This window comes from Allocatenococcus thiocycli, assembly GCF_921292965.1.
In the GTDB taxonomy this organism is placed as follows: domain Bacteria; phylum Pseudomonadota; class Gammaproteobacteria; order Enterobacterales; family Vibrionaceae; genus Vibrio; species Vibrio natriegens.
In genome coordinates this window covers 129,284-156,030 of sequence record NZ_CAKLCK010000051.1, presented here as the reverse complement: position 1 = coordinate 156,030, position 26,747 = coordinate 129,284, and the positions used below count along the sequence as shown (strand labels likewise).

General features: G+C 44.2%; 24 protein-coding genes and 1 riboswitch. Of the genes, 14 read left to right on the top strand and 10 right to left on the bottom strand.

Going from position 1 to position 26,747, the window contains the following annotated elements; all coding sequences use genetic code 11:
- Nucleotides 1–4 precede the first annotated feature (4 nt).
- From L9Q40_RS21485 to L9Q40_RS21460, 6 genes are all read left to right on the top strand, one after another.
- Complete coding sequence (locus L9Q40_RS21485) at nucleotides 5–799, top strand: SDR family oxidoreductase (RefSeq protein ID WP_118118652.1); 795 nt, start codon at nucleotides 5–7, stop codon at nucleotides 797–799.
- A 14-nt stretch (nucleotides 800–813) separates the two neighbouring features.
- Nucleotides 814–1,449 (top strand): tetratricopeptide repeat protein, encoded by a 636-nt coding sequence (locus tag L9Q40_RS21480; protein ID WP_498794580.1) that lies wholly within the window; start codon nucleotides 814–816, stop codon nucleotides 1,447–1,449.
- Nucleotides 1,450–1,452: 3 nt separating this feature from the next.
- On the top strand, nucleotides 1,453–2,109 hold the full coding sequence (locus L9Q40_RS21475; protein ID WP_014231973.1) for a response regulator: 657 nt from the start codon (nucleotides 1,453–1,455) through the stop codon (nucleotides 2,107–2,109).
- Nucleotides 2,099–3,511 (top strand): sensor histidine kinase, encoded by a 1,413-nt coding sequence (locus L9Q40_RS21470; RefSeq protein WP_498794578.1) that lies wholly within the window; start codon nucleotides 2,099–2,101, stop codon nucleotides 3,509–3,511. The genes L9Q40_RS21475 and L9Q40_RS21470 overlap by 11 nt, the downstream gene beginning before the upstream one ends.
- A 200-nt stretch (nucleotides 3,512–3,711) precedes the next feature.
- Nucleotides 3,712–5,652, top strand: a complete 1,941-nt coding sequence (locus tag L9Q40_RS21465) for an LTA synthase family protein (protein WP_498794577.1) — start codon at nucleotides 3,712–3,714, stop codon at nucleotides 5,650–5,652.
- Nucleotides 5,653–5,922: 270 nt separating this feature from the next.
- Nucleotides 5,923–6,306 carry a hypothetical protein gene (locus L9Q40_RS21460; RefSeq protein WP_372378465.1) on the top strand — a complete coding sequence of 128 codons (384 nt, stop codon included), beginning with the start codon at nucleotides 5,923–5,925 and terminating at the stop codon, nucleotides 6,304–6,306.
- A 79-nt stretch (nucleotides 6,307–6,385) separates the two neighbouring features.
- Here L9Q40_RS21460 and L9Q40_RS21455 read toward each other — a convergent pair whose 3' ends face one another.
- From L9Q40_RS21455 to L9Q40_RS21445, 3 genes are all read right to left on the bottom strand, one after another.
- A complete protein-coding gene (locus L9Q40_RS21455; RefSeq protein ID WP_498794576.1) occupies nucleotides 6,386–7,120 on the bottom strand; it encodes a chromosome partitioning protein ParA in 735 nt (244 codons plus the stop codon).
- Nucleotides 7,121–7,152: 32 nt separating this feature from the next.
- Nucleotides 7,153–7,311 carry a hypothetical protein gene (locus tag L9Q40_RS21450; protein WP_014231978.1) on the bottom strand — a complete coding sequence of 53 codons (159 nt, stop codon included), beginning with the start codon at nucleotides 7,309–7,311 and terminating at the stop codon, nucleotides 7,153–7,155.
- Between the two features lie 478 nt (nucleotides 7,312–7,789).
- Nucleotides 7,790–10,435 carry a S8 family serine peptidase gene (locus tag L9Q40_RS21445; protein ID WP_498794575.1) on the bottom strand — a complete coding sequence of 882 codons (2,646 nt, stop codon included), beginning with the start codon at nucleotides 10,433–10,435 and terminating at the stop codon, nucleotides 7,790–7,792.
- Between the two features lie 514 nt (nucleotides 10,436–10,949).
- On the opposite strand from L9Q40_RS21445, the gene L9Q40_RS21440 reads away from it, so the two are divergent.
- Nucleotides 10,950–11,921 (top strand): LysR family transcriptional regulator, encoded by a 972-nt coding sequence (locus tag L9Q40_RS21440; RefSeq protein ID WP_498794573.1) that lies wholly within the window; start codon nucleotides 10,950–10,952, stop codon nucleotides 11,919–11,921.
- Between the two features lie 36 nt (nucleotides 11,922–11,957).
- Here L9Q40_RS21440 and L9Q40_RS21435 read toward each other — a convergent pair whose 3' ends face one another.
- On the bottom strand, nucleotides 11,958–12,617 hold the full coding sequence (locus tag L9Q40_RS21435) for a nitroreductase family protein (protein ID WP_014231981.1): 660 nt from the start codon (nucleotides 12,615–12,617) through the stop codon (nucleotides 11,958–11,960).
- Nucleotides 12,618–13,170: 553 nt separating this feature from the next.
- Nucleotides 13,171–13,271, top strand: a riboswitch (glycine riboswitch).
- 115 nt (nucleotides 13,272–13,386) lie between these two features.
- Here L9Q40_RS21435 and L9Q40_RS21430 point away from each other — a divergent pair.
- The 5 genes from L9Q40_RS21430 to L9Q40_RS21410 all read left to right on the top strand — a co-directional run bounded on the left by L9Q40_RS21430 (nucleotide 13,387) and on the right by L9Q40_RS21410 (nucleotide 17,657).
- Complete coding sequence (locus tag L9Q40_RS21430) at nucleotides 13,387–14,760, top strand: alanine/glycine:cation symporter family protein (RefSeq protein WP_020336373.1); 1,374 nt, start codon at nucleotides 13,387–13,389, stop codon at nucleotides 14,758–14,760.
- A 298-nt stretch (nucleotides 14,761–15,058) separates the two neighbouring features.
- Nucleotides 15,059–16,072: a DUF2817 domain-containing protein gene (locus L9Q40_RS21425; protein ID WP_498794572.1), complete on the top strand. Its 1,014-nt coding sequence runs from the start codon at nucleotides 15,059–15,061 to the stop codon at nucleotides 16,070–16,072.
- The gene (locus L9Q40_RS21420; RefSeq protein WP_498794571.1) at nucleotides 16,060–16,821 is read left to right on the top strand and encodes an alpha/beta fold hydrolase; all 762 of its coding nucleotides are present in this window, start codon (nucleotides 16,060–16,062) and stop codon (nucleotides 16,819–16,821) included. The genes L9Q40_RS21425 and L9Q40_RS21420 overlap by 13 nt, the downstream gene beginning before the upstream one ends.
- 145 nt (nucleotides 16,822–16,966) lie before the next feature.
- Nucleotides 16,967–17,347 carry an MsnO8 family LLM class oxidoreductase gene (locus L9Q40_RS21415; RefSeq protein WP_498794570.1) on the top strand — a complete coding sequence of 127 codons (381 nt, stop codon included), beginning with the start codon at nucleotides 16,967–16,969 and terminating at the stop codon, nucleotides 17,345–17,347.
- Nucleotides 17,325–17,657: a hypothetical protein gene (locus tag L9Q40_RS21410; protein ID WP_498794569.1), complete on the top strand. Its 333-nt coding sequence runs from the start codon at nucleotides 17,325–17,327 to the stop codon at nucleotides 17,655–17,657. Before L9Q40_RS21415 ends, L9Q40_RS21410 begins: the two co-directional genes overlap by 23 nt.
- A 54-nt stretch (nucleotides 17,658–17,711) precedes the next feature.
- Here the strand turns inward: L9Q40_RS21410 and L9Q40_RS21405 are convergent, their stop codons facing one another.
- On the bottom strand, nucleotides 17,712–18,347 hold the full coding sequence (locus L9Q40_RS21405) for a LysE family translocator (RefSeq protein WP_024373076.1): 636 nt from the start codon (nucleotides 18,345–18,347) through the stop codon (nucleotides 17,712–17,714).
- Between the two features lie 209 nt (nucleotides 18,348–18,556).
- On the opposite strand from L9Q40_RS21405, the gene L9Q40_RS21400 reads away from it, so the two are divergent.
- Complete coding sequence (locus L9Q40_RS21400) at nucleotides 18,557–20,038, top strand: carboxypeptidase M32 (protein ID WP_330470272.1); 1,482 nt, start codon at nucleotides 18,557–18,559, stop codon at nucleotides 20,036–20,038.
- 191 nt (nucleotides 20,039–20,229) lie between these two features.
- Nucleotides 20,230–21,192 carry a ketopantoate reductase family protein gene (locus tag L9Q40_RS21395; protein ID WP_498794568.1) on the top strand — a complete coding sequence of 321 codons (963 nt, stop codon included), beginning with the start codon at nucleotides 20,230–20,232 and terminating at the stop codon, nucleotides 21,190–21,192.
- Nucleotides 21,193–21,348: 156 nt separating this feature from the next.
- On the opposite strand, the gene L9Q40_RS21390 is transcribed toward L9Q40_RS21395, so the two are convergent.
- From L9Q40_RS21390 to L9Q40_RS21370, 5 genes are all read right to left on the bottom strand, one after another.
- The gene (locus tag L9Q40_RS21390; RefSeq protein ID WP_498794567.1) at nucleotides 21,349–23,400 is read right to left on the bottom strand and encodes an FUSC family protein; all 2,052 of its coding nucleotides are present in this window, start codon (nucleotides 23,398–23,400) and stop codon (nucleotides 21,349–21,351) included.
- Nucleotides 23,401–23,402: 2 nt separating this feature from the next.
- A complete protein-coding gene (locus L9Q40_RS21385; RefSeq protein ID WP_014232004.1) occupies nucleotides 23,403–24,269 on the bottom strand; it encodes an efflux RND transporter periplasmic adaptor subunit in 867 nt (288 codons plus the stop codon).
- A gap of 6 nt (nucleotides 24,270–24,275) precedes the next feature.
- The gene (locus L9Q40_RS21380) at nucleotides 24,276–24,476 is read right to left on the bottom strand and encodes a DUF1656 domain-containing protein (RefSeq protein WP_014232005.1); all 201 of its coding nucleotides are present in this window, start codon (nucleotides 24,474–24,476) and stop codon (nucleotides 24,276–24,278) included.
- Nucleotides 24,477–24,749: 273 nt separating this feature from the next.
- A complete protein-coding gene (locus tag L9Q40_RS21375) occupies nucleotides 24,750–25,700 on the bottom strand; it encodes an LpxL/LpxP family Kdo(2)-lipid IV(A) lauroyl/palmitoleoyl acyltransferase (protein WP_434170446.1) in 951 nt (316 codons plus the stop codon).
- A 376-nt stretch (nucleotides 25,701–26,076) separates the two neighbouring features.
- A complete protein-coding gene (locus L9Q40_RS21370; protein WP_014232007.1) occupies nucleotides 26,077–26,433 on the bottom strand; it encodes a DUF6559 family protein in 357 nt (118 codons plus the stop codon).
- Nucleotides 26,434–26,747: the final 314 nt, after the last annotated feature.

Here is a 26,747-nt window from a genome sequence, read left to right as displayed (position 1 = left end):
AATAATGAACATCAAAGACAGTAAAATTCTACTCACTGGCGCAACAGGCGGGATTGGTCAGTCTATTGCGACCGAGTTAGCCAATCGCGGTGCGACATTGATTTTAGTTGGAAGAAATGAAGAAAAGCTGATCGCGCTTAAAGCTTCGCTAGTCAATCCAGAATCCCACGACGTGTTAGTCGCAGACATTACCACTACCGATGGACTGAATGCCGTACGTGAACTAGCCCGACAAAAACAAAAGGTGGATGCGTTAATCAATAACGCCGGATGTAACGACTTCTCTTTATTAAGTCAAAAACGTCCGACACAGATTGAAGCGGATATTCAACTCAACTTGGTCGCACCCATGCTGCTTTGTCAGTCTGCACTATCCTGGCTGAAGCAACCAGGCGTTATCCTAAACATTGGTTCCACATTCGGATCCATTGGTTATCCAGGTTATACCTCCTATTGCGCGGCAAAAGCGGGCCTGCACCGTTTCACTGAAGCGCTGGATCGTGAATTGTTTGCGACTGGAATTCGGGCTTTGTACCTAGCGCCTAGAGCCACCGAGACATCATTAAACAGCGACACCGTTAATGAACTGAACCAGAAACTAGGGAACAAAACCGATTCACCACAGGTGGTCGCCGAACATGTCGTCACCATGCTGGAAAAAGAGATTTCAGCCAAATGGATCGGCTGGCCTGAAAAGCTTTTTGCACGCATTAATCAACTGTTGCCAAACATCGTGTCATCCGCGATTAGAAAACAGCAAGACACCATCCATCAATATGTAAACCGCGCCAGCCATTAAGAAGGACAGAAACGATGAATACTAAAAAACTACTATGCACTTTAACTGCGTGTTCAGCGTTAGCTTCAACCGTAGCGTTGGCAGGAAACACCCCACTCCAAGATGTGCAAAAGAAATGGGCAGAATGTCAGTACAGTACACCTAGCGGTGATGAAAAGGAAAATTGCTTTAATCGCGCAATTGCAAAAACCAGCATTTACTTAGACAGAGAACCGGGCAACCCAGAGCTGACGGTTTGGCTGGCTATCAATAAAGCGTCTCTTGCGGGAGCTAAAGGTGGATTGGGTGCACTGTCTCTAGCGAAAGAAGCGAAGTCTCTGCTTGAACAAGTCATTAAAACTTCACCACAAACTCTTGATGGATCAGCTTACACCAGCCTGGGTTCGCTGTATTATAAAGTTCCGGGGTGGCCAATTGGGTTTGGTGATGACGATAAAGCTGAACAAATGTTGAAAAAAGCTTTAGAGATCAACCCAAACGGCATCGATCCTAACTATTTTTATGGTGATTTCCTTGCTGAGGAAGGAAGAGATCAAGAAGCGAAAGTATATCTGACTCACGCAATGCAAGCCTCTCCTCGCCCTGACCGCCCTTTAGCTGATAAAGGCAGAAGACAAGAAATCGAAGCAACGCTAGGGAGACTAAAATAATTTATGCGCTTATTGCTGGTAGAAGATGACAAACTACTCGGCCAATCCATGGTGACTTCACTTAGTCGCCATGGATACACCGTCGACTGGTTAGAAAAAGGGGCGGGTGTGACTAGCGCACTTAAAACTGAAGCGTTTACTGCCGTGATTTTAGACCTCACTTTACCTGATATTGATGGATTAGAGGTGCTACGTAACATTCGAAAAGGCGGATTTAAACTACCAGTCATGATACTCACGGCACGAGATGATATCCGCGATCGTGTTCAGGGCCTGGATAGTGGCGCGGATGATTACCTGGGCAAACCATTTGCGCTGGAAGAACTGCTTGCGCGGTTGCGCGTGGTCATTCGACGTCAATCAGGCAGCGCCGATGAGCTTATTCAAGTTGGATTGTTATCCCTGTCATTATCTGAACAGAACATTCGTTATGACGGCGTGCCTCTCAAACTGACCCGCAATGAGTTTAAAATTCTAACGAGTTTGATCACCAACGCTGGTCGGGTACAAAGTAAAGAGCAGCTGCAACAATCTCTGCATGGCTGGGATGAAGGCGCAAGTGACAACGCGATAGAAGTACACATACACAACTTACGTAAAAAAGCGCCAAACGTAGCGATTAAAAACATTCGTGGTGTGGGGTACATTCTTGAAAAATAACAAGCCCTACTCTTTAAAACGTAAGCTTACCGTCTCTGTTGGCTTGCTGGTCTCGACCTTACTCCTGATATCACTTTATTTCAGTTTTGAATCCGCCAAGCATGAAGTGGAAGAGGTTTATGACGCAAGGCTTGGACAATCCGCGAAACTGATGTTTCTCACCCTTTCTGTATCGAAAGAAGAGAGCACACTTGCCAATCATAAAGAGTTGTTCCAGCAATGGATGCAAAATATCAAGCAGTTAGCAAAAGCCGATGGTGATGAAGCAACCAAGTTCGGCCACCCCTACGAACAAAACCTCGTGTTTCAGTTTTTCAGGAACGATGAACTCATTTGGAGTTCGTCCCCCAGCCTGCCTCCGCTTTCGTCTTCATCAAATAACAACGGCTACTTTGACATTAAAGTAAACAGCACAGCGTGGAGAACCTTCCAACTCTCCTTCCCTCATACCACCCATAACAATGAATATGTCGTGGTAGCTGAGAAACAAAAAATCAGACAAGAGATCATTCGTGAAATTGCTCTGTCGACATTGATTGAACAGATCTTGCTGATCCCAACATTATTGCTTTTGTTGATTTGGTTGATTCAACGCTACTTTCGCCCCATCAATGAGCTTCGTAGTGCCATCACACAAAGAAATGTACATCGATTAGATCGAATTCACGTAACGGACCACACGGTAGAACTAGACCCTTTGGTAAATGCGCTAAACTCCCTGCTGTCTGAGCTGGAACAGGCATGGCAACGTGAAAAACGCTTTACTCGCGCCGCCGCTCACGAGCTGAAAACGCCGCTCACTATACTCCGCTTAAACGCTGAAAATGCGCTTCAGAGTAATGATCCGGAACAGCTGCGTGGTGATCTGGAAAACATCCTAAAAGGCATAGAACGAACCGACCGGCTTATTCATCAGCTTCTCACTTTAGCCAAAGTAGACAGTCTCTCGGAACGTGTATTTAACACTATTGAGCTTACTCCTCTGCTACAAACGGTGGTCGCCGATTTGGCTCCGCTGGCATTGAGACAAGAGCAAGACATCAGCCTCTCCTCTCTGGATGTTCAGGTGTCCGGAGATCCGATGTTGCTCGGTGTCCTGTTCCGCAACCTGATAGATAACGCCATTCGATATTCCGGTGCGAATAGCGAAATTCAGGTGCAAGTGGCCCAGAATAAGAATGCCATCAAAGTGTCTGTGTCGGATACAGGGCCAGAAATTCCACAAGAAACTCGTGAGAGAATTTTTGAGCAATTTTATCGTGGTCACTCAGAAACCGGCGATGGTGCTGGTCTCGGTATGTCAATTTGCAAAGACATTGCATTACTGCACAATGCCACGATTGAGATTGCGCCTAGGGAAAACGGGATGAATACGTTCGTGATCGCATTCCCCAATACCTAACAAACGAACCAACCGCGCCAAGTTGCGCATAGCTTGCGCGGTTATTGACCCTACTATCAGTGAGGTTCGTCTCATTCCTTAACAAAAACTCAGATACTTCTCCTTTCACATATAGATTACGGTTATGTTTCACGTTTATTTCACAAAACGTGTGGTAGAAACACCGTCGCACAACTTTTAAATCTACCAAATAAGTAAATATGAGAAGTACTTTTAATAGACCCGTTTTTGGGCCACTACAGCCAATTGCTGTTTTTTCCTTGTTTTCACTCGCTTTCTTATCACTTTCACGAATTCTGTTACTCTTTTGGCAATCAGACCGAATCGAATCATTTCAAGATCTCATTTATATTCTTGGCCAAGGCGTTCGCGTCGATTTCGCTACATTGTGTTGGTTATTTATTCTCCCTGCTCTGCTGTCTGCACTGCTGCCTTTGAAGGGCAAAATAGGCAGTGGCTGGAAGTGGATACTGCGCCTGTGGATGGTCGCTGGCCTATGGATTCTGGTCTACATGGAATTGGCAACCGCTCCGTTTATTCAGGAGTATGACCTGCGCCCTAACCGCCTGTTCATCGAGTACTTAATTTATCCTAAAGAAGTCATGAGCATGCTCTGGACAGGTTATAAGCTAGAGCTGTTCATTGGTGCCGCTGGTACGGCTATTACTCTTATTTTAGGTTGGAAATGGAGTAAAAAGCTGACTGATTCTGCACAGCAGATCCACTGGAAGTGGCGTCCTTTGTTGGCGATTTTGGTTGTACTGATTGGTGTCGCAGGCGCGCGCTCTTCTTTGGGTCACCGTCCTCTTAACCCAGCGATGGTAGCCTTCTCTAGCGACCCTCTATTGAACGACCTGACCCTCAACTCTTCATACTCTCTGTTGTTTGCCGTCAATAACATGAAATCGGAAAAGAGTGCTGAGCAGTTCTACGGCAAGATGGATAGCCAAAAAATGTTGGAGATCGTTCGCGAATCGTCGAAGAAGTCGGATTTTAACCCTGAACTCTTGCCAACAATGAATCACAACTCTGCGACTTACAAAGGAAAACCTAAAAATTTAGTTATCCTTTTGCAAGAAAGTTTAGGTACGCAGTTTGTGGGCTCTTTAGGTGGCCTGCCATTAACACCAAATCTGGACAAATTAACAGAGGAAGGCTGGTTATTTACCCAAATGTACGCCACGGGTACACGATCAGTACGAGGCATTGAAGCGGTAACGACTGGTTTTCCGCCATCCCCTTCACGTTCGGTTGTGAAACTGAGCAAAAGCCAAACCGGCTTCTTTACCATTGCTGATTTGTTGAAAAATCAAGGTTATCACACACAGTTTATCTATGGCGGTGAGGCAAACTTCGACAACATGAAGACCTTCTTCTTTGGGAATGGTTTTGAACAAATTGTTGAAGAAAAAGATTACCGAAACCCGGGCTTCGTTGGATCATGGGGCGTAAGTGACGAAGACCTTTATAACAAAGCGGATGAAGAGTTCGAACGCCTGTCTAAGAATGACAAACCATTTTTCAGCTTAGTGTTCACATCAAGTAACCACAGCCCGTACGAATACCCTCAAGGTAAAATTGAGAAGTATGATGAGAACTACATGACGCGTAACAATGCCGTGAAGTATTCAGATTACGCGCTTGGCACCTTCTTTGAAAAAGCAAAGAAATCTGGCTACTGGGATGACACCATATTTATCGTGATTGCCGACCATGATGCTCGTGTATCAGGCGCTAACTTAGTGCCGGTCAAACACTTCCACATCCCTGCATTGATCATCGGTAAAGGGATTGAGCCTCGCAAAGACGATCGGATTTCTAACAACATCGACATGCCACCAACACTGCTTTCGCTGATTGGCGTTGATGCCAAAAGCCCGATGATTGGACGCGATCTGACCAAGCCGTTAGCACGAGAAGACGAACGCGCTATGATGCAGTACGACAAAAACTTTGGTTACTTAACGCGTGATAACTTGGTCGTGTTCTCTCCTGGAGAAAAAGTGACCACTTTGTCATACGACTTTGAAAACAAAACAATGCAACCTTTGGATGTTGAAGAAGCCATTGTTGAAAGAGCGAAAGCCAATGCGCTATTTGCTTCAAAAGCTTATAAACATGATTGGTACTCATCTCAATAAGAAGAAGATTTGGGGTTAACACTGATTAAAAGAGGAGCCATTTGAGCTCCTCTTTCTACATGTAAAAGACCCTTAGCTTTTCGACATCGAGTGTAAAGTTCGTAGCAGAAAAACCACATTTTTAGCCCTTAACCTCAAAATGAATTATTATTCACCAAAAAAGACTAAAAATATCATTTTAATTTCCATTCAACCATTCCCATTGGGACTTCAATAAATTAGACTCAAGTGAAAACCAACAGCTGTGTAGAAGACAAAAAAGGAATGGCAATGAGCTCAAGTATGATCCTTAGCGAGTCCCTAATCGAAAGCGGACGAGATATCCCACTAACTGAACTCCTGTACGCAAAACGCGTGCTTGATAACTACATGGCAGTGGCGAAGGATAGTAGTCCTCTTGAACTGCTGGCGGAAATGAAAGCAGCGGCACAACAAGTTGAATATTTCAAAACCGTTGATAACCCGTGTGAAGCTCGTAACGTCATCAGCGGTATGATCGATGAAATTGCCAAGGCGACAACGTTCGCTGAATTCAAAACATTCGCGGGTAAACCTTCCCTGGCGTTAAACGAATTAATCGAAGATCGTGCGCAATTGATTAAACGCGAAAGAGAGCTACTGCTGGCGTCTGGCTACGACGCGTCACGTATTTAGCTTCTAAAGAGTACGAAAAAAGGAGCACGTATTGGTGCTCCTTTTTGTTTATGCTTATATGAAGTGATAGTCAGACTAATTAGAGCCCCATGTCTTCACTCATTTCTTTGATCTGCTTTAAATCCATTTTGTGGACTTCAATCAGCTGATCAACCTGACTTAAGCGTGATGTAGCTTCGTCATGTTTGTTACACACATCAGATTTCACGTCCCAAGACTTGCCTTCTAAGTACACATCGCACTCTTTCTTCAGCTTACTAATTTTCGGCAGTAAACTTTCACGCTCTTTTTCTAAAGATTCTAATTCTTGTGAGACTTTAAGCTCTTTCTGGAAAACTTCGCGCGAACGTTCCAGCATTGTCGCTTGTATTCCACTCTGGCGAGTCAGTTTTTCGTTCTCTGATTTAGTGGTACTAATCTTGTCGTTCTGTTGCTTAACCTGAGATTCAAGAGACAAGTTTACCTTCTCGACTTCGGTAAGTTGTGACTGTAGCGCTTTCAGCTCTTTTTGATGCTCCGCTTCTTTTGCCGCAAGAAGAGCCGCGACTTTGTCCTCGACTTCTTTTTCTAAGCCCGCTTCGCGAACTTGCACTTGCGATACCAGCGCAGTTTTGTCCTGAGCAAGTACCTGATATTTCTCTTCTAAACTTTGATACGCCGATTCCCATTTGTTCGCAGTTAAAATGGAGCCGACTAAGCCACCCAAGGCAATGCCCAAGACCGCTGCAATTGCGATATAAATTTGAGTACGTTTGTCACGCTGCTCAATCACAACCACGTCTTCATGTTCTTCAATGTTATTCTGAGAACTCACCGTATATTACTCCAAGGAATCTTGTTATTTTGCTAGCGAATCAGTTCCGCGACCATTATCGATGCGGTGTAAATCAGGAATGCGCCTATCAAAATAATGATGGTCGCTTTTTGGACTTTTTCATTGGTTCGATAACGAAATAGCACGAATGCAAACACGATCAAAACCACTATGGCTAACAATCTGGTCATACAGCCTCCTTGTCCGATTGTGACATCGCCTATATCCACAGACAGTTTCACAAAAGTTTATTGTAACCTATTTCTATATTCCTCAACGTCAACATAGCGTAGATTTTAAGGTGAGTGCGGGTGTTTTGATCAATTTTGTGCTCTTAATTGAACTACTTACCTAGAGTCACAGAATAACTATTACCTGACGCTATGGAACATCTGGTCGACATTACGCTGCAAAATAGTGAAGTTTATACGATGTATAGCGCAAAACGATTAGCTAGCCATGATTAAGCACGCTCTTGGCAAATAATTATTTGAAAAATAAATCCGCATTGGGTGCTCAAAGTCAGTCGAGATGCATGAAAAAGTTTTCGGAACATTTATCGAGCGTGAGTTCTATTGGCAGATCCACTGTTGAGTGACGACCCTTTTTCTTCGATTCATTAATAAAAACGCCCGCTAATTTGCGGGCGTTTACACAGCTTAAAGGTAATTACCTTTTCAAGGTGATTGGATGCGATTCCCAAGTTTCAATGTCTGGTGACATGTCGTTTTCACCAAGTAACTTATGGAATTCCAACTTGATTACGTATTCTCCCGCTGGAGCATCGGTGCCATCTGCGAGTTTACCATCCCAGATACCGAACTCTAGACCAGTACCAGCACCACTAGTACGCACCATATACTGAACATCTTCCATCGTCACGCCTTCAGGCATGTTGCGCCAACCCAGAGGAGCAATAACCTTACCTTTGTTGTTTAGCACTTGTGCTCTAAATTTTCGCAACATAGGGAAGGCTTGTGATATCCCCATAAACACCGTATCGTCTTTTGCACTGTCGTTAGTAAAGTCTAAAGTGACAGGGACACCAGGGCCATATGATGGACCACAAGAGCCTGCAATTTCAGTTTGGTTACAACATGGAGATTGGTTCCAAACAGGGCCACTACAATTCGGAGTTGCTTCTGGACGAGTAAAGAATGAGCTCATGCTTGGGTTAATATCGGTCAATGTCTGATTTTCTACAGGTAAGGCGTGATAGTCACCTTTTAAGCCTAAATAAGGAACACGAATGATTTGACCTGTTTCAATCGCATCAAATACGATCCAACCTGAAATCACTGAACCCTCTGGTACTTCTGTAGGCTCTGTAATACTAAAATAGATGGTACCGTTACCACTTGCTGAGACTTCAATTTGATCGACGTTAAACGTTACTTCAGCCGCTTCTTTCTTCGCAATCCATTGCTGGGTCATTGGTGGCGCTGCGGTTAATGCTGCTTCATGACGAACATTGAACGTTAATGTTTGATCAGATTCGTTATTTAGCTCGATTGACCCATCAAAACTATGACCGTTCAAATCACCAATAGCAAATTTAGCAGGTAACGCAGTAACTTCTGTGGTCAAAGCTTGAATAGCGTTTACCATACCAGCGCCTTGCAATGCTGTTGATGCTGGTCCAACTACGCCAGTCCAGCCAATGACTTGTGGCTGAGCAGTATTCATAAGTATGTTGCGAATATCGCCGGGCTTAAGTTTTGGATTTGCAGACTGCATTAACGCTGTTATACCAGCTACATGAGGTGAAGCCATTGATGTTCCAGTTAAAAAGCCGTAATGAGAATATCGGCTTGGCATCGCAGAGAAAATTTGTTCTCCCGGTGCCATCACTTCCGGTTTGAAGTCTAACTCGTGTGTAGGCCCCCACGTAGAAGAAATAGAGGGAGTATTGGCATAAGGGTTGTCTATAGATACATAGGAACCCCAAACCACTGTTGTTTCTCCAGCTTCAATTTTTGCCTCTAATGCGGGTGCATCAATAGGTCTGATCCTAGCAACAGGAATCGATAGGTTTTGACCATACGAAATCATATTACTGGCCCAACGATATAACCAGAAGTCTGATTCATACCTTGGCTCATCCCACCAAATAATTGCGCCAGCGCCTTCTCTTTCAAACAAAGCAGCCTGTTTAGAAGTACACGAATAAGGAATAGATCCTTTCGGCTTTTTAACTAATACTGTTTTGCCTTCAAAAGGACCTGCCGGTTCAACATCACAGTCAAATGCGCCATAGTTAATAACTTCACTTTCACCACCTAGCGGTACAGATGAATTATTTGCAATAACAAATGGTACCTTTAAATCATCGATTTTAAATGCTAGCGCCGCGTCATAGTAACTACCAATAGCAGAGGCTACCGCTGTCGACTTTTTAGCAATTGCCGGCGATGATGGAAGGAACGGTCCTGCAATCGCATTACCAATAGATATGACCGGTGCGATACCTTTTACCGCTAATTTATCAACCGCTTTAGGTAGAATTGACTTTTGAATTACACCGCCATGGGCCGTGCCTAAACTCATGTTAACAACATCACAATCATCAGCAACGGCTTGCTCAAGCGCATTCAAAATCGTTGATGTATAGCCCCCGTATTCACCGCCAAATACTTTATAAATACGTAAGTTCGCATCCGGCGCTACACCCACCATATTTGGGCCATTACCAGCAAGAATACCTGCAACGTGGGTACCGTGGTAGCCGGAGTCTGAGTAGTCAGAATCGACTTCGGCAAAGTCATAACCACCTAAAATTTTACCTGCAAATGCCGGATGTTCGGTATCAATACCAGAGTCAATCACACAGGCAGTAATGCCTTTGCCGGTAAAACCTGCAGCATGGGCCTCTGGAACACCCGTAAGATTAGTTACGGTTATGGTTTCTCGGGTAGCATCAGTTTCAGCTTCTTCGATTTCTTCACCTGAGTAGTACATATATTCAGGATGAACAGCCTTTACCATTGAAAACTGTTCTATTGCTTTAATCGTTTCAGAATCTGCTTCAATCGAAACACCATTAACCAATCGGTTAAATTTGGAATGCTCTTTAAAATTAAGTTTCTTTTTCTTCGCTTGGCTACGAAAAGCGTTTTGTTCTTCCTGTATATCTTCTAGGTGAGAGCTTTCATTCGAATCGGTAACATCAGTAAGTGACTTACCTTTAAACTCAATGATATAGCGATCTTTTACACGACCATCACCGTCTATTTGATTCGCTAATGCTGTTGTTGAACAACAAGATAGCGCGACTATACAACTAGCTAACCTAGCTTTAAAACTAAGACTTTCCATTTACTTTCCTAATCCATTAGTTGTCGTAATTTTGAGACCTAGGCATAATTTTGATACCGAGGTCTATTTTTATGCTAGGGCGATATGCTAATCCATTCAATGCATTGGAAATGAATACGTAGTGTTATGATGTAACAAAATGAAGCGTTATCACAGAACTCGATAGTGGTTGCAAAATGTTGCTTTAATGTAATGAATCCACATCCCCATTACTTTTTCGCAACAAATAAAAACCAAGTGAAAGGATGCAGAGAATGCAACATCGCCTGTCATGAGCATCTTGCTCCAGGATCTATATCGTGACTTCATCAGAATGAATAAAGAGAGAGATGGAATAACTCAGAGTCATATTGTGCAATTGTTAAGGAAGGCATCGGCAGCGCTGAACATATTAGGTTTAAGCGGTAACATAACAAGGCGCTACGGCAAGTCTGACTCGTTTGAGTCCAGTTTCGAACTAGCTAATGAACTGTTATTTTCTAGCTTTTACTCCCCCTGATTTGATAGGAACATCATGGTCAACTCCAACCAAATTCTGCTGTTTGTCGATGTTGTACAGCAAGGCTCGTTTTCCAAAGCAGCAGCGCTCAATGAAATGGATAATTCCTCACTATCCAAACAGATCAAGCGCCTTGAGAGCGCTCTGGGCGTGCAGCTACTGAATCGCTCTACGCGCTCATTTTCAATGACCTCAGCCGGTGAGGAGATCTTCCGTTACGGACAAACTCTGCGCAATACCTTGCAAGAGATCCAACTCTCCGCAGATGCCTATCAGGAAAAACCCAAAGGGGTCTTGCGTATCACGTCGCCCAGTTATTTTGGTCATCAATATTTACAGCCAGTGATCACCGAGTTTATGCGCGCTCACCCCGATGTGCAGATCCACCATTCGTTGGACGACAGAAAATCTGACATTATCTCTGATCATTACGATCTCGCCTTTCGCTTGAGTAAGTTGTCCGACTCAAGCCTGATCGCCAAGACTATCGCCAAATCTCACTTTATCTTAGTGGCTGCAAACCGCTTTGTTAAAGAGTATGGTTTGCCAACCTCGCCGAAGGAACTTAACGCTTTGCCTGCGGTGATCTACAGCAATAATGATGTCACTTTGGATACTTTTACTATCAGTGAAACTGCCAATGGCGAGAATTATCAAGAGTATAAGATGCAAGGACGCTATCGGGTTAATGATGTGCGAACCCTGATTGAAGCGGTCAGAGATGGCGTCGGTTATGCGCGTCTTGATGCCTCAAACCTGTCGCAACCGCTCTCTGAGCTTGGATTGGTACAACTGCTTCCCAAGCACAACATTGTCACGCAGGATAAGGCTATTTACGCCCTCTATCCGCACCGTAAACAAACTCGGCTGGTTCAAGCGTTTATAAGCGCAGTAGAGGCATACATAGGCAACCCGCCACGCTGGCTTGAGTATATCGAGGACAAAACTCCGCTAAATGAAGATAAAAAAACCACCCAAGCTAAATGACTAAGGTGGCTTAGTGACTCTATCTTGTTTTATTAATTACAGGGTAACCAGAACATCTTCTGCTGCAAGGCGAGATTTAGGTAAACCGTAGTTGTAGTCTTCGCCTTCAAGGTGGTAACCCATCGCTAGTGCAAACTCACATACGTAACCATCAAGCTCTTTCTCGAAGATTTTGCCGATCATTTCAGGATCGACGCCCTCCATTGGTGTTGAAGCAATGCCAAGGCGTGCCAACACATGCAGAGTATTACCTAGGGCAATATAGGTTTGCGCTTTAGTCCAGTGACCATTAAAGCCAAGTTCATTGGTTTGCGACTCTGCAAATCCGAATGCTCCGTTGAGCATGTTGTCATACATCTCTGCTGGTAAGTGACCTGAAGAAACTTCCACATCGACAACTTTGCGGTAATCATCTTTAGTAAACTTCGGGTTGTGCGCAAACAAAATGATGTGTGACGCTTCTTTCGCGTGCGGTTGATTAAACTGGTGCATGTTCGCGAAAGTATCGTGAAAACGTTGCTTCGCTTCATCGCTCTCAATCACGATGAACTTCCATGGCTGTGAGTTGATCGAAGATGCTGACAAACGGATCGCTTCTTTGATTACATCCATATCTTGTGGCGAAATGCGCTTACTTGCGTCGTATTTTTTCGCTGTGTAGCGACGATTCAAATCTTGGATGATTGGATGTGACATTTATAATTCCTTATTGCGTTACCGATGTGGTGCATATTACCTATCACGAGGTAACAGAAACATATCTATTTTGGCCAATCATTATGGATAAAATTGTCCATAATTTCTTTTGAGCAATCTATGTAATAGCCGGGTGGGATTCTTCAATTGGCAGTTTTCCTGCCTCTCTAGGGTTAATTATCAATTAATTAACGAAACCGAATACTGTTTGTTGCTTGTTAAGGTGACTACTTAAGACTTGCTGAGCCGTGCGCAAACCAAGTTTAAATTGGCATACAAACTGGGGTACAAATTGTGTTTTTCACTCAAAAACAACTTGAAACCTACATCACTCTTTTGATAGATTACCTGCGTTAGCGAAAGCTAACTATCTGATTATCTGAAACTTTTTAACATTTTAGTAACATTTACTAAGTTTATAAATCATTTTAGGTAATTGTTCCGATGAAGACTGCAGGAGAGTGGTTATTAATCAAAATTTAATTTTTGATTAGCATAACCTGCCGAAGAATTAACTATTTCAGGTGCTACTTAGGTAGCGGGGACTGTAGTTGGAGGAACCTCTGGAGAGAACCGTTTAATCGGTCGCCGAAGGAGCAAGTCCTGTGTCATGCACAGGGTGAAACTCTCAGGCAAAAGGACAGAGGAGTGGAAAGTTGTAACCTAACTATTTGGCGTTCCCGTCTTTTAAATAGCTTTGTTCTATTAGAGATCTTGTATCTCGCCCTTTCCCTCTTCTCCTTATTAGTTGTTTTATTAAGGGGAAATCATGAACGACCTACAATCTTTACTTCAAACCATCGATAACTTTGTCTGGGGTCCACCACTACTGCTTTTGCTTGTGGGTACCGGTGTCTACTTCACTTTTAGCCTCGGCTTGATCCAGTTTAAACATCTACCGACCGCGTTAGTGATGGTATTTAGTAAAGATAAGTCATCTGATAAACAGGGTGACGTTTCTAGCTTTGCAGCATTATGTACTGCACTTTCAGCCACTATCGGTACTGGTAATATCGTTGGTGTTGCTACCGCAATTAAACTTGGTGGTCCGGGTGCTTTGTTCTGGATGTGGCTTGCTGCCCTATTCGGAATGGCAACCAAATACGCTGAGTGTCTACTTGCAGTAAAATACCGCCAAGTTGATGATAAAGGCCAAATGATCGGTGGCCCGATGTACTACCTACAATATGGTGTAGGCTCTAAAGCACTGGCGATCATGTTCGCTGTATTTGCTTTAGGTGTGGCTTGTTTTGGTATCGGTACTTTTCCTCAAGTGAACGCGATTTTGGATGCGACAGAGATTTCTTTCGGTGCTAACCGTGAGCTATCTGCTTTCATCCTGACTCTATTAGTCGCTTTTGTCACTTTAGGTGGTATCAAATCTATTGCTAAGGTCGCTGGTAAAGTTGTACCAACCATGGCTGTATTCTATGTATTGGCGTGTCTAAGCGTGATTATCATGAATGCAGACCAACTACTGAATGCTATTGAATTAGTGTTGGTATCAGCCTTCACTTCTACTGCAGCAACTGGTGGTTTCCTGGGCGCAAGCATCATGCTGGCTATCCAATCGGGTATCGCTCGAGGTGTATTCTCAAACGAATCTGGCTTGGGTAGTGCACCAATGGCGGCGGCAGCAGCGAAAACAGATTCTTGTGTCAAACAAGGTCTGATTTCCATGACAGGTACCTTCTTCGATACCATCATCATTTGTACTATGACCGGTCTTGCTCTTATCCTGACTGGCGCATGGCAAAGTGACTTCTCTGGCGCAGCAATGACGACCCACGCTTTTGCGGTTGGTTTAAATGCTGACACCTTTGGTCCAATGCTGGTATCAATTGGTCTGATGTTTTTCGCCTTTACAACCATTCTTGGTTGGAACTACTACGGTGAGCGTTGTGTCGTGTTCTTGTTCGGCACTAAAGCGGTACTGCCATACAAACTGATTTTTGTTGGTTTAGTCGCTTCAGGCGCGTTCCTGCATCTGGACATGATTTGGATTCTGGCTGACATCGTAAATGGACTGATGGCCATTCCGAACTTGATCGGTTTGATTGCGCTCCGCCAAGTCGTTGTAGAAGAAACCAAAAGATACTTTGCGCACGTCACATCGGCTATGGGCGATAAAGTGACGGCATAGTTCTTTGCCAATTTAGAAACGTTAGTAACATGATGCGAAGCCTACCAGCTTCGCATTTTTTATTCCTGGTTACTCAGACTGAAACAAATACTTCACCAAACCAACATTCAACCCGTTCTACACTTATGCCAGTCTGGACAAATAGATGATTTCGTTTTCGTCAAGGAAATCGATTAGTGCAGCGGATCATTATTCGAACAGCAAGTGCAATTAGGCAGTGTGCTACGTTGTCAACTGACGATAATGATCAAGTCTTTATTTTGAATGGTATCACTTCAAACCCTATCTGAGCATCGAGATGACTGGACACATTCCTCGTGAAATACAGCATATAGAGCAACTCGCGGAGCAATACCCTCAACAACTACGCCTTCACCTTCTTGATGATATTTATCACAAAGGGAAGTCACTACCGATTTATACGCTTGAATTAGGCTCAACGGACAGCGGCGCACCTTGTCTGTTTTTTACCGGCGCTATTCACGGTGTAGAACGTATTGGTAGCCAGATAATTCTCGCCTTTCTGAAGAGTTTGCTAAGAAGATTGGAATGGGATGGGCAACTTAAACAATCACTCAATAATTTGCGAATCATCGCGATTCCCGTGGTTAACCCCTGGGGGGTGGCACTTAAAAAGCGTGCAAATCACAATGGCGTGGACTTAATGCGCAATTCACCGATCAATAGTGACAACCCAGTTTACCAACTTTATGCCGGACAAAGTTTTAGCTCCTGTTTACCTTGGTATCGAGGAAATCCAAGCCAGATGGAGCAAGAGCTACTGGTGTTGTCACGCTACGTTCTAGATATTACAAAGCAGTCTCGCACCACCATTCTTTTGGATCTGCATAGCGGATTTGGTACTCGCGATCGACTGTGGTTTCCTTATGCCCATCACACAAATCCTCCGAGCAACCTAGCTCAGTATTATTTACTTTACCGGCTATTCCGCAAAAGTTATCCGCATTATGAGCTCTATCAGTTTGAGCCGCAGTGGCATCAATACACCACTCACGGTGATTTCTGGGACTGGATGCTGATCCAACATCAAGCGCAAACCGAGTATCATTTTTTGCCGCTCACCCTAGAGTTAGGATCATGGCTGTGGGTGAAGAAAAACCCAATTCAAATGCTGCGATTTAGTCAGCTTTTTCATCCGACTAAATCCCACCGTATTAAACGAGTTCAGCGCCGTCACAGCACTTTTTTAAGCTATTTAATTCAGGTACTTAATAATGATTTGATAGCAAACATGGATGCGACTGTAGAAAAGAAATATACAGATAAGGCAAAAAAACTATGGTACCGATAGTATTAGTGAGAGGGTTGCTAAGAGAGAGTGGTCATTGGCAAAGTATGCTCAATGCACTGACAAAAATCTCACCAGAGTTGATTATCATCACACCTAACGTACCTGGGAATGGTGAAAAATATCGTGAACTCAGCCCGCTGAAGATTGAACAGATGCTCCCATCCATGCTCGAGCAACTCCCTGGCCAGTGTGAACGTTATCATCTGATCGCCATTTCAATGGGATCAATGCTGGCCAGCCACTGGGCACATACCCTACCCGATCAAGTTGTCAGCTTAACCCTGATCAATCCGAGCTTTTCTCGTTACAGTCCTTTTTGGCGCAGAATCAACATCAAGGCGCTGCTCAGCATCGCAATTTCTAGGTTAAAAGGAAGCGATGCTTTCCAACAATCAATTCTCAAATGGACAAGTCCAGTCAGTGTCAATCAGCCAGACGTTCTCGCGCACCATATCAAGCTCGCTCGACAACACCCCGTCAGTTTCAGCAATACTATTCGCCAGCTGTATGCGGCAGCACAATTTAAAGGCCAAAGTTCGCCACCTGCTTGTCCGAGCCAAGTTATCGTCAGCACAGCGGATAAACTCGTTGATAGCCGATGTGGGGAAGCCATTGCTAAAGCCTGGCAAATCGAAGTAGTACATTTTGATTGTGATGCGCACGACTTACCATTAGCACAGCCCCAAGCACTTACCAATTACCTGCTCCATTGGCTAGAGAGGGTTGAACTAGCTAAAAATGATTCCTAGTTGGATTGGTTTGATTACCAAGCGGTTTTCTTCTAACCATTTTCCTTAGTGATACCCTGATTGCGTTTCATTGACGAATTAGGGGTTTATTTCGTACTACAAAGGCTCCACTTTATATGAACGAAGAAAGAAACTCTGAGGTCATATGCCATTCCCACGAATCTCCATCTTAGATCTAGCGCCCGTTGCAGAAGGCTCCAACTATACGGAAACCTATAAAAAGTCGGTATCCCTAGCCCAACATGCAGAAAAACTGGGCTACCACCGTTTTTGGCTGGCAGAGCATCACAACATGCCAGACATAGCCAGTGCAGCGACTTCAGTGCTGATGAGTCATATTGGCGCTCAAACTCAAAGCATTCGTCTTGGTTCTGGTGGCGTCATGCTTCCAAATCACGCGCCTTTAGTCATTGCAGAGCAGTTTGGCACATTAGAAGCTCTGTATCCGGGGCGTATTGACCTCGGACTAGGACGAGCGCCAGGAACCGACTACCCGACCATGCATGCCCTACGCCGAGACCACTGAAGAGGCCAATTATTTAGCGACGACGGAATATCAGAAATTCTTGCAGTTGATTCGCGGTGGCCAAGGTAAAATTCCTGCCCCTGTTACCGACATGGATCAGCTCTGGCAACCACATGAAAAGCATCAGGTCACTCATCAGCTCAGAGAGTCGATTCACGGTGACAAAGCCCTTGTATTGGAGAAACTCAACTCGCTGTTAGAACGTACTCAAGCGGACGAAATCATTGCCCACTCGATTATCTTTGATCACGAGAAAAAACTGCGTTCTTATGAACTGCTCGCTGAGCTAAAAAGTGAACAAATGCAGTAACCAGAATAAAAAAGAGCGACTAACCAGTCGCTCTTTCACTTACCTGTATGAAGACTACTTGTCTTCTAACATCAACTTAATGCCAAGCCCCACCAGCACTACACCAGTCGTGCCTTCCATCCAGTTCATGAAACGTGCGCTTTTCAGTAAGTTTTTAGCCGATGTTAACGCCCCTGCCAAACCACATTGCCAAACCATGGCGATAACAAAATGGATTGCCGCCATAAAGGTCGACTGTAAAAACGCCGAGCCTTCCGGATTGATGAACTGTGGTAAGAATGCGAGATAGAAAACCGCAGTTTTCGGGTTTAAAACATTAGACAAAAATCCCTCTCTCAATGAACGAGAGAAGCTGAATTCGTGACGGGTAATTCCCCTAGAAGCATCTTGCGGTGCTGCCGTATTGTTCCATAACCCTTTCAGCGTCGTAAAGCCTAAATAGATAAGGTAAGCCGCACCGACCATTTTAACCATATGGAACAATTCTGCAGACTGGGCAAGGATCGCAGAAATACCGATCGCGGAAAATGTCGCGTGAACAAATAACCCAAGGCAAATACCAAGGCTAGTGACCGCTCCATCAGTAAATCCACCGCGTGACGAATTACGAATGACTAACGCGGTGTCCAATCCCGGAGTGAGCGTCAGTATGGTTATAGCGATTAAAAACGCTTCAAAATTTTGTATCAAGCTTACATCCACCAAGCAAAGAGAGAAACTTCTCCTTTATTGTCATATTTACGCTGTCATTTCAATGAATTTTGATTGCTTACCCGTAAAATCCTTTCACAGATGTTGATAAAACAAATTGGAATAAATCCAACTTTCTGCGTGAATAACTTGGTAAGCCTTTGTAGGGTTGGTAAACTTTTGTTTTCTATAGTCATGGAAGGCGGCACATGAGCGCATTCGAAAAACTCAAAAAACACTCATTAAAACTCTCAAACTTTCAACACCTCGCGGCAATCTGCGGCTGGGACCAAGCGGCGGTTATGCCAAACGGTGGCAGTCAGGCTCGCTCAGAAGCCATGGCAGAGTTGTATGTTCATATGCATAACTTACAAACGCAGCCACAACTCGCAGACTGGTTTGCGCAGGCAGAGCAAGAGACGCTAAACGCTCAAGATAGCGCGACGCTTCGCGAGCTAAAACGTAACTGGCAGCAAGCGAATGTTCTGCCAGAAGATTTGGTGCAAGCAAAATCGCTAGCGGGTTCTAAGTGTGAACATGCCTGGCGTACTCAACGTGGTGAAAATGATTGGCAAGGTTTTGAAAAGAACTGGGCAGAAGTCGTCAAACTGTCTCAGGAAGAAGCCCAAATCCGCGCTGAAGTAACTGGTCTTTCCGCTTATGATGCAATGCTTGATATTTATGAACCGGGCACAACCACTGCATCATTAGACGCTTTATTCAGCGACGTAAAAACTTGGCTTCCAGAAATGATTAACCAAGCGATCGAAAAGCAATCTGCTGAGAATTTCATTGAGCCTAAAGGTACCTTCTCGAGTGATACACAAAAAGCCCTGGGCTTGGATGTGATGAAGCTTCTGCAATTCGATTTCGAACATGGCCGACTCGACGAAAGTGTCCACCCATTTTGTGGTGGCGTTCCCACTGATGTTCGTATCACCACACGCTATGATGAAAGCGAGTTTGTTCAATCTCTGATGGGTATTGTTCACGAGACAGGTCATGCTCGATATGAGCAAGGCTTGCCGAAATCTCTGGCTGGGTTACCGTCTGGTCAGGCTCGTTCTATGGGAATTCACGAATCTCAATCTTTGTTCTTTGAGATGCAGATTGGTCGTAGTAATGCGTTTATTGAGCACTTAGCACGTCTTGCTGGCGCTCACTTCACCGATCACGATCCTAAGTTATTCTCTCAAGACAATTTCCAAAAGCTGTACACGCGAGTGAAGAAAGACTTCATCCGTGTCGATGCCGATGAGATGACCTACCCTGCTCACGTTATCTTGCGTTACGAGATCGAACGTGACTTGATGAATGGTGTAATCAAGCATACCGACGTCCCTGAGTTGTGGGATCAAAAGATGCAGGCCTACTTGGGCTTATCAACCAAAGACAACTACAAAAACGGCTGCATGCAAGATATCCACTGGACCGATGGCGCATTCGGGTACTTCCCAAGTTACACATTAGGTGCGATGTATGCGGCTCAGTTCATGGCGGCGATGAAGAAAACGGTGGACGTTGACGGTGCTATCCAAAGTGGTGATTTAAGCCCTATCTTCACTTGGCTGTCAGATAATATCTGGAGCAAAGGCAGTCTCTTCACAACGGAAGAGTTAGTGCAACAAGCGACAGGTGAAACTCTGAATCCAACCCACTTCAAACATCACTTGGTCAATCGATATTTATAAGAGCCAGTAGTTAGGTGTCCGACTGGGCACCTAACTCAGAAATTACATTAGGCTTGAGCCAAATACTGACTCTCCACCCCAATAAAATGGCGTACGCCGAAGCTTTCTGGTGGTCGATGATCTAGATGAAAATCGATTCAGAAAAAATACTGAAATTACAAATACAACAGCGTTAGTAAAAAGGAAATACCATGAAATTTGCGATGTTAGGTGCAGGAGGCATCGGTTGTTATTTTGCAGCCCGACTCATTGATGCTGGCCATGAATGTGTATTAGTTGCAAGGGGTGAGCACTTAGAAGCATTACAAACTAATGGACTGCATCTGGAGCACCCTGACTTTCAGTATCATTCTTCGGTTGAAAGCACTGACGTGGCAGGATTATGTCAAGGCTATTCTTGTGACCATTTTGATTTGTTAATCCTTGGCGCAAAAAGTGGCGCAACAAGTTCAATGCTTGATGAAATGAAGCCTTGGTTAGCACAGGGAAGCACGCCTGTGTTGTCCATTCAAAACGGAGTAACCAATGAGGAACACATTGAGCTGCAAGTGGGACGCGAAAGAACAATTGGTGGGTTAGGAAATTATATCAGTGGCCATATTGAAAGTCCGGGACATGTAAAAGTACAAGGAGCGGGACAAATCGAGTTTGGCGCGTGGCCGCATACAGAAAGTAATCCAGCAATGGCTGAGCTTTGTCATACATTAGAGGCTGTTTTTAACGGTGCAGGCATACAGACTCGTCTTTATGAAGATGTCCGTTATGCGCTATGGCGAAAACTCGTTTTGAATAATGGTGTCAATCCTCTGACCGCATTGACGGCTCAAAAAACAGGTTTTGTAACTACAGACCCTATTTTAAGTCGTACCGTTCGCAACATGATGGAAGAAACGGCTCGCGCTGCAAATGTGGCAGGCGTAAAAATATCCGCTGCTGATGTAGAAGAAATGTTTGATTTAATCAGCAATTTTGGCGACATCAAAACTTCCATGCAAGTTGATATGGAACGTGGTCGTAGTTTGGAAGTAAACGAAATCTGCGGGCCGGTGATCGAGTATTGTCGAAAAATCAGCCAACCTGCAGAAACGACGGAACTGATTTACAGGTTATTGGTAAACGCCGACGAGTTAAACATAAAACCCATACAATTCTGACGTAAACCTATCGGACTAGTTGACGGCAACAAAGCCTGAAACATCATCTGCGCCGATATCGCGTTTACAAAATCAGGCCGGTAGTAATTTGAGAGTAAAAGTCCTCCTAACTAACAAAGGACATCCAATGATGTCCTTTGCCTTACACATCTCTAGTTAGGCTTTTTCTGCCGCGATGGCTTGTGCGCTACGTTCTAGAGTCAGTTGAATGCGTTCACACATACCAGTCAGTATGTCTTTCTGTTCCTGCAAAAAACCAAATTCATCCAGTCTCGACAACAGTGATTCATTGGCAAGCTGAAACCTCGGGTCTTCTTTACCATGAAAAGCGCTAAGGTACGCATTCGCCAGCGCCTCCTGCCAGAATTTCAAAGATGAATCCAATTGATTATCTGCGACTCTTCGAATAATACGATGCAATCGCATGGAAACATGACCAAAATTTAATCCGGTTAACGCCAGGTCTGTAACGTTTCTCTCTGAACTGAGTGCTTTATCATAAGTCGAAATTCTTAATAACCGATCCCCCATTCGCGCATTGAACCACTGCTCTGGCGCGGCGTGCTTATCCATATCAATAAGATCACGTTGAGTCGCTTTCATCAGGCGCGACTGCATGAGTGGTAAACTTGGGCCTGTGACTAATTTAAAAATCCAGTAAAGCACCGTTACACCAACAAAAATGGCCATTCCATTACTGATCGTCGTGTTAATGGTTAGTGCCCGGGTCATATCTGTACTCGGCATAACGAAGGTAGTAAACGGGATACAGATACCAAGACCGTACGGTAAGGTTGCTCGATTCGCTAACGCCAGCAGACCTAAAAAGTATGGACCAGCCAGTATGAGCACTAGCAGCTCAAAATCTTTACTGCTTGCCGCGACTAACGGTAGTGCAGAAAAAATGGCCAATGGTAAGGCGATAACAATACCGACCAATAACCGCTTCAATACTGTGGTAAGAATAGCCATCGGTAAGCGAGCCATCATAATAGAAAATACCACAGGCAGTATCATAATCATCATGACCGAGGATGAGCCCGTCCCCACCCAGAGCCCAGCGCCAACCAGAAATAGCAACACACTGCGAAGCCCGGTAGAAATTCCGACCAACGGATCACGATGGCTTTGAAAACTCGGTGCATTCAAATTGATTGTCTCTTTGCTGGATAACTTTGCATAACCTTTCAGCAAAACAATCAACTCAGCACTCAACTCAAGAGCAATCTTAAGTAACCGTTTTTGCAGCGGCGTTTTCTCACTAACCTGATTGGCATATTCCATCTGCTTGCGGCGCAGTGACTGGACAATAGCGTAGCACTCATCATAATCTCTTGAGGTTGCTATTTGCGTAAAGCTCATCCGCATCGAGTCCAGTACTGGCTCAAGAACCTCGCCGACAAGCTCCGGATGGCGACGTTGTAAACGCCCGAATATCTGCACCAGAGCCAATAGCGACAACACGCTATTACCAATCGCATTGGCAGCTCTGCTTTGGCCTAAACCTTCCGGCCCTTCAAAGCTCACTGCACTAGAGTCATCACTCAGAGCCGTCACCGATTCGAGTATACTATCGATTGTCTGGTGACGTTCCTGGTGAGTACCATTTTTATCCAGCTCAATGACTAAATAGTCTAACGTCTGGTTAATCACGTTCCTCGCGTTGACTACCAGGCCATCTTTCACTTTCACTGGCCAAATCAATTTACTGACCAGAGTCGCACAGATAACACCAATGACTATCTCACTTATTCGGGCCTGAGCAATGTCGAAAACGCGCTGGCTGCTCGCAATCTCTGGCTGAATCATAACAAGCAAACAGACTAAACACGCTGTCATGCCAGCCATCGCAAAGGCGTAGACTAAATTCTGGCGGCGCACCATTGCTGATAGCCCAGAGTTGATGCCCAACCAGAGCGCCAATAAGCCGAGTGCTATTTCAGGGTAAGGTGCGAACCATTGAAGAATCGTGATACCGACAAACCCGCCAACCAATGTGCCGATAATCTGGTACATGCCTTTTTCAACAACCAGACCACCCTCAGGGCGGATTTGCAGAAATACCGCACCAATTAACGCCCAATACGGTCGGTCCAGATTCAGAAACATGGCGATGTACAGAGACAGCGCCATCGCAATCACGCCTTTGATAGCAAACTTTATCGCCTGTTTGTCAGGGGAAATTAGACTATTAAACAGTGCTTGCATGGTTACTGCATGTTCTCATCTAAATGAATAGAAACGGTCATCCCGGCACTAAGATTTAAATCATCAGGGTAATCATCCAATTGGATATCCACCGGGATTCGTTGCGCTAAACGGACCCAGTTAAAGGTCTGCTGAACCTGAGGTAGCAATTGGCTGTTAGCGGTCGTGTTACTGTCAGCAATCGCGTCACCAATACTCGTAACCGTTCCGGTTAATGCTTTACCGCCACTCATTAGGGTGATCTTTGCCTTCTGGCCAAGTTTGATCAGTGGAATTTTTGTTTCTTCAAAATACCCCGTCACATAAAAAGAGTTCGCTTTGACTAATGAAAGTACGGATTTACCCTGACTGACATAATTACCAACGCGAAGAGTCAAATTGATGATACTGCCATCCGCTGGCGCTTTGATAACGGTACGATCTAGGTTGATTTGGGCACTGGCAAGTTGGGCCTGCGCCAGTTTGTAATTGGACTTGGCGAGTTCCGTAGTGATACGAGCGCTTTCCGCCGTTTCTTCACTAATCAATTGCTTATTGGTTAATGTCTCACGACGTGAGTACTGATGTTTTGCTAATTCCCATGCATATTTTTTATTTTCAACCTGAGCTTCCAGCTCGGCTATCGCCGCTTTATAGCGAGCATCGTCAACGGTGAAAATAACATCGCCTTTTTTGACATCCTGATTGTCACTGACCTCAACATCATTAACCCAACCAGAAACATCCGGAGCAATCGTTATCACGTGAGCCCTTATTCGTCCATCACGGGTCCAAGGCGAATACAGATAATGTTGCCAAATCCAATGGCCAAGAATAACGGCAATAACCAAAGTCGTAAGTGTGAGGGAGATGCGAACGAATTTTCCCATAGATGATTAGCTCCCAAATAGATAAATGACTAACGCGAGATAGCAGACATACAAGCTGACTTCAAACCAAGGTGCCTTCCACAGTTTTGCGTATAAGCCTGATTTATGCAGCACAAAACGCGTACTCCATGACAGTAAAAAAGCAAGAGGCATAAAAACCACCAACGGACTAAACAGAAGCCCGGCAAAAGCTAACTCGTCAAACATAGGGCATAGTTCTCGATTCTTGGTGTTGGCTTGATAAAAACGGATTGTTAGAAAAGCTTAGTACATTCACTATACAACCCAATGAATGTAAAAAAAATAGCAGATTAAACAGGTTACAAATGACGGCCTCAGTGATCTAGCCTATCGAGAAAAAAGAGGCTCAATCCCCGTATAGTTTCACTTATCCAAATAAAAAGCCCCCAATAATCGTGAACTATTGGGGGCTTCAAAATGTTAAACCACTACTTGGCATTAACAGCTAAAAACGATTCACTAACTCATCGCAGGGATTAACTGAGGTTTGTACAAACAATCTTCACCTTGCGGTCTGGTTTTAAATCGGCGGTGTAACCACATGTATTGACTAGGGCTAGCCATAATCGACTCTTCAACAATTTTATTGATAAAAATCGCCGCGTTTCTGGTATCACCTTTAGGAAATCCGTCAACTGGCTCCCTGATCGTTAATGTGTAATGGCCATCATCCCCTCTTACCATGGTAAACGGCACAATCGCACAATCTGTTGCATCAACAAGTAAACTGGTGCCTGTTGTGGTACAGGCGTTTTTGACAGCAAACAAAGGCGCAAAGGTCGATCTTCTGGTTCCATAATCATGGTCAGGCGCATACCAAACACGCTTGCCGGAATTCAATGCGTCCAGCATTCCTCTAACATTTTTACGATCGATCAAAGTACGATTAGAACGCGAACGACCCTTGTACTGAAAATAGTCAAAACAAGGGTTGTTATTCGGTCGATAAACACCCATTCCAGATTTTTGAATGCCAAATGCACGTGCACCCAGCTCTAAGTTCATGGAATGAACGGCAAGCATCAGCACCCCTTTGCCGTCCTTTTCTAACGCTTCTAGGTGTTCCATCCCTTTTATCGTTACGTGTTTATTAACCCTGCGATCCGACCAGAACCAAGCCATCGCTGTCTCAAACAGTGCAATGCCAGAATTATCGATGTTGGCCTTCAGTATCGCTTCTCGTTTGCTCTCGTCCATCTTCGGGAAACAGAGTTCTAAATTGCGACGAATGGTGACCTGACGCTTTTTCATTAATCGCATGGCCAAACGGCCAATGTTACGTCCCAGGAATAACTGAAATTTGAAAGGAAGAAGGCTAAGTAAATACATCACCCCGATGATGAGTAGAGTTCCCCAGTACCGAGGCATTAGGAACCGAGCCTCGAAAACAGGCTCTTTTTGTTTGTTCATGAAAGAATCGCCAGATGTGCCCATCTATAAGTAATTAAAGTTAATGATAATTGCATAAACGTTTATCATTGTTTGCACTTCAAAAAAAGTTAAAGCGCGGGTATTTTATGGATCTTCGACACACTACACAGGGAACCCAAACTGACTTCGAATTAAATTGTAAAGGCGACAAAAGATTTGAGCACGTTAACATTGGTTAGAGTAAATTACCTACATACTTTCATGAACTTTTGAATAAATAGAATTTTCCTACCCGAAAATGCAGCGCATACGCTTTCGAAAGGACGATAAAGAAAGGTGTTAGAAAAATGTGTTGGAAAAACAAGCTAGAAAACTGTGCCACGCTATTGAAAATAGTCGCGGCACAGTGAAAGCATTAATGTAGCGTATTAGCCGCTTTGTGATGCTCCTGAGAGATAACAAAATAGATATGCATATCAATAGGCTCAGGAGTATTAAGTAGCATCTTCCCAACCTCACGCTGAAAGTGTCTGTAGTCTCCAAGCTCATCGATTAAACCCAGCTGTCGATAACTCGATTCACTACTGAACATGCCATAAGCATATTGGTGATGGTGGATATCTTTCTGCTTATCGTAACCAAGTTGCAGCAAGGCAATATCAATTTCATCGGGCGCATAAGTGCTTTTATCGCCAAACATGCTGAGCAGTAAACTGGGAACTTCTTGAGCGATGCTCTGGATTTTCGTTTTTCGCTTAAAAATACCGAACATGGTGTCCTCCAATGACGATTCATCTCAAACTGCAAACCACAGTATTATTTTGAGATGGATAAGTTTTACATGACTCGAATTTTGCTTACTCAGTCAACAAAGCCATATTAGCGTGATCACATAATGACCTTCAAATACAGTTCACTGTGTTTCAATGATGTCTCATCAAAACTTCTGATTTAGTCACAATTAGCCGGCCATGAAGGTATACCAGACACGAAAAGCGCAGATGTATTTATTGTTCAGATCAATGCGCAGGCATTAAACTTGTTTTAAGTCACATTTCGTATCGACATCTATAACGATTTGAGTTA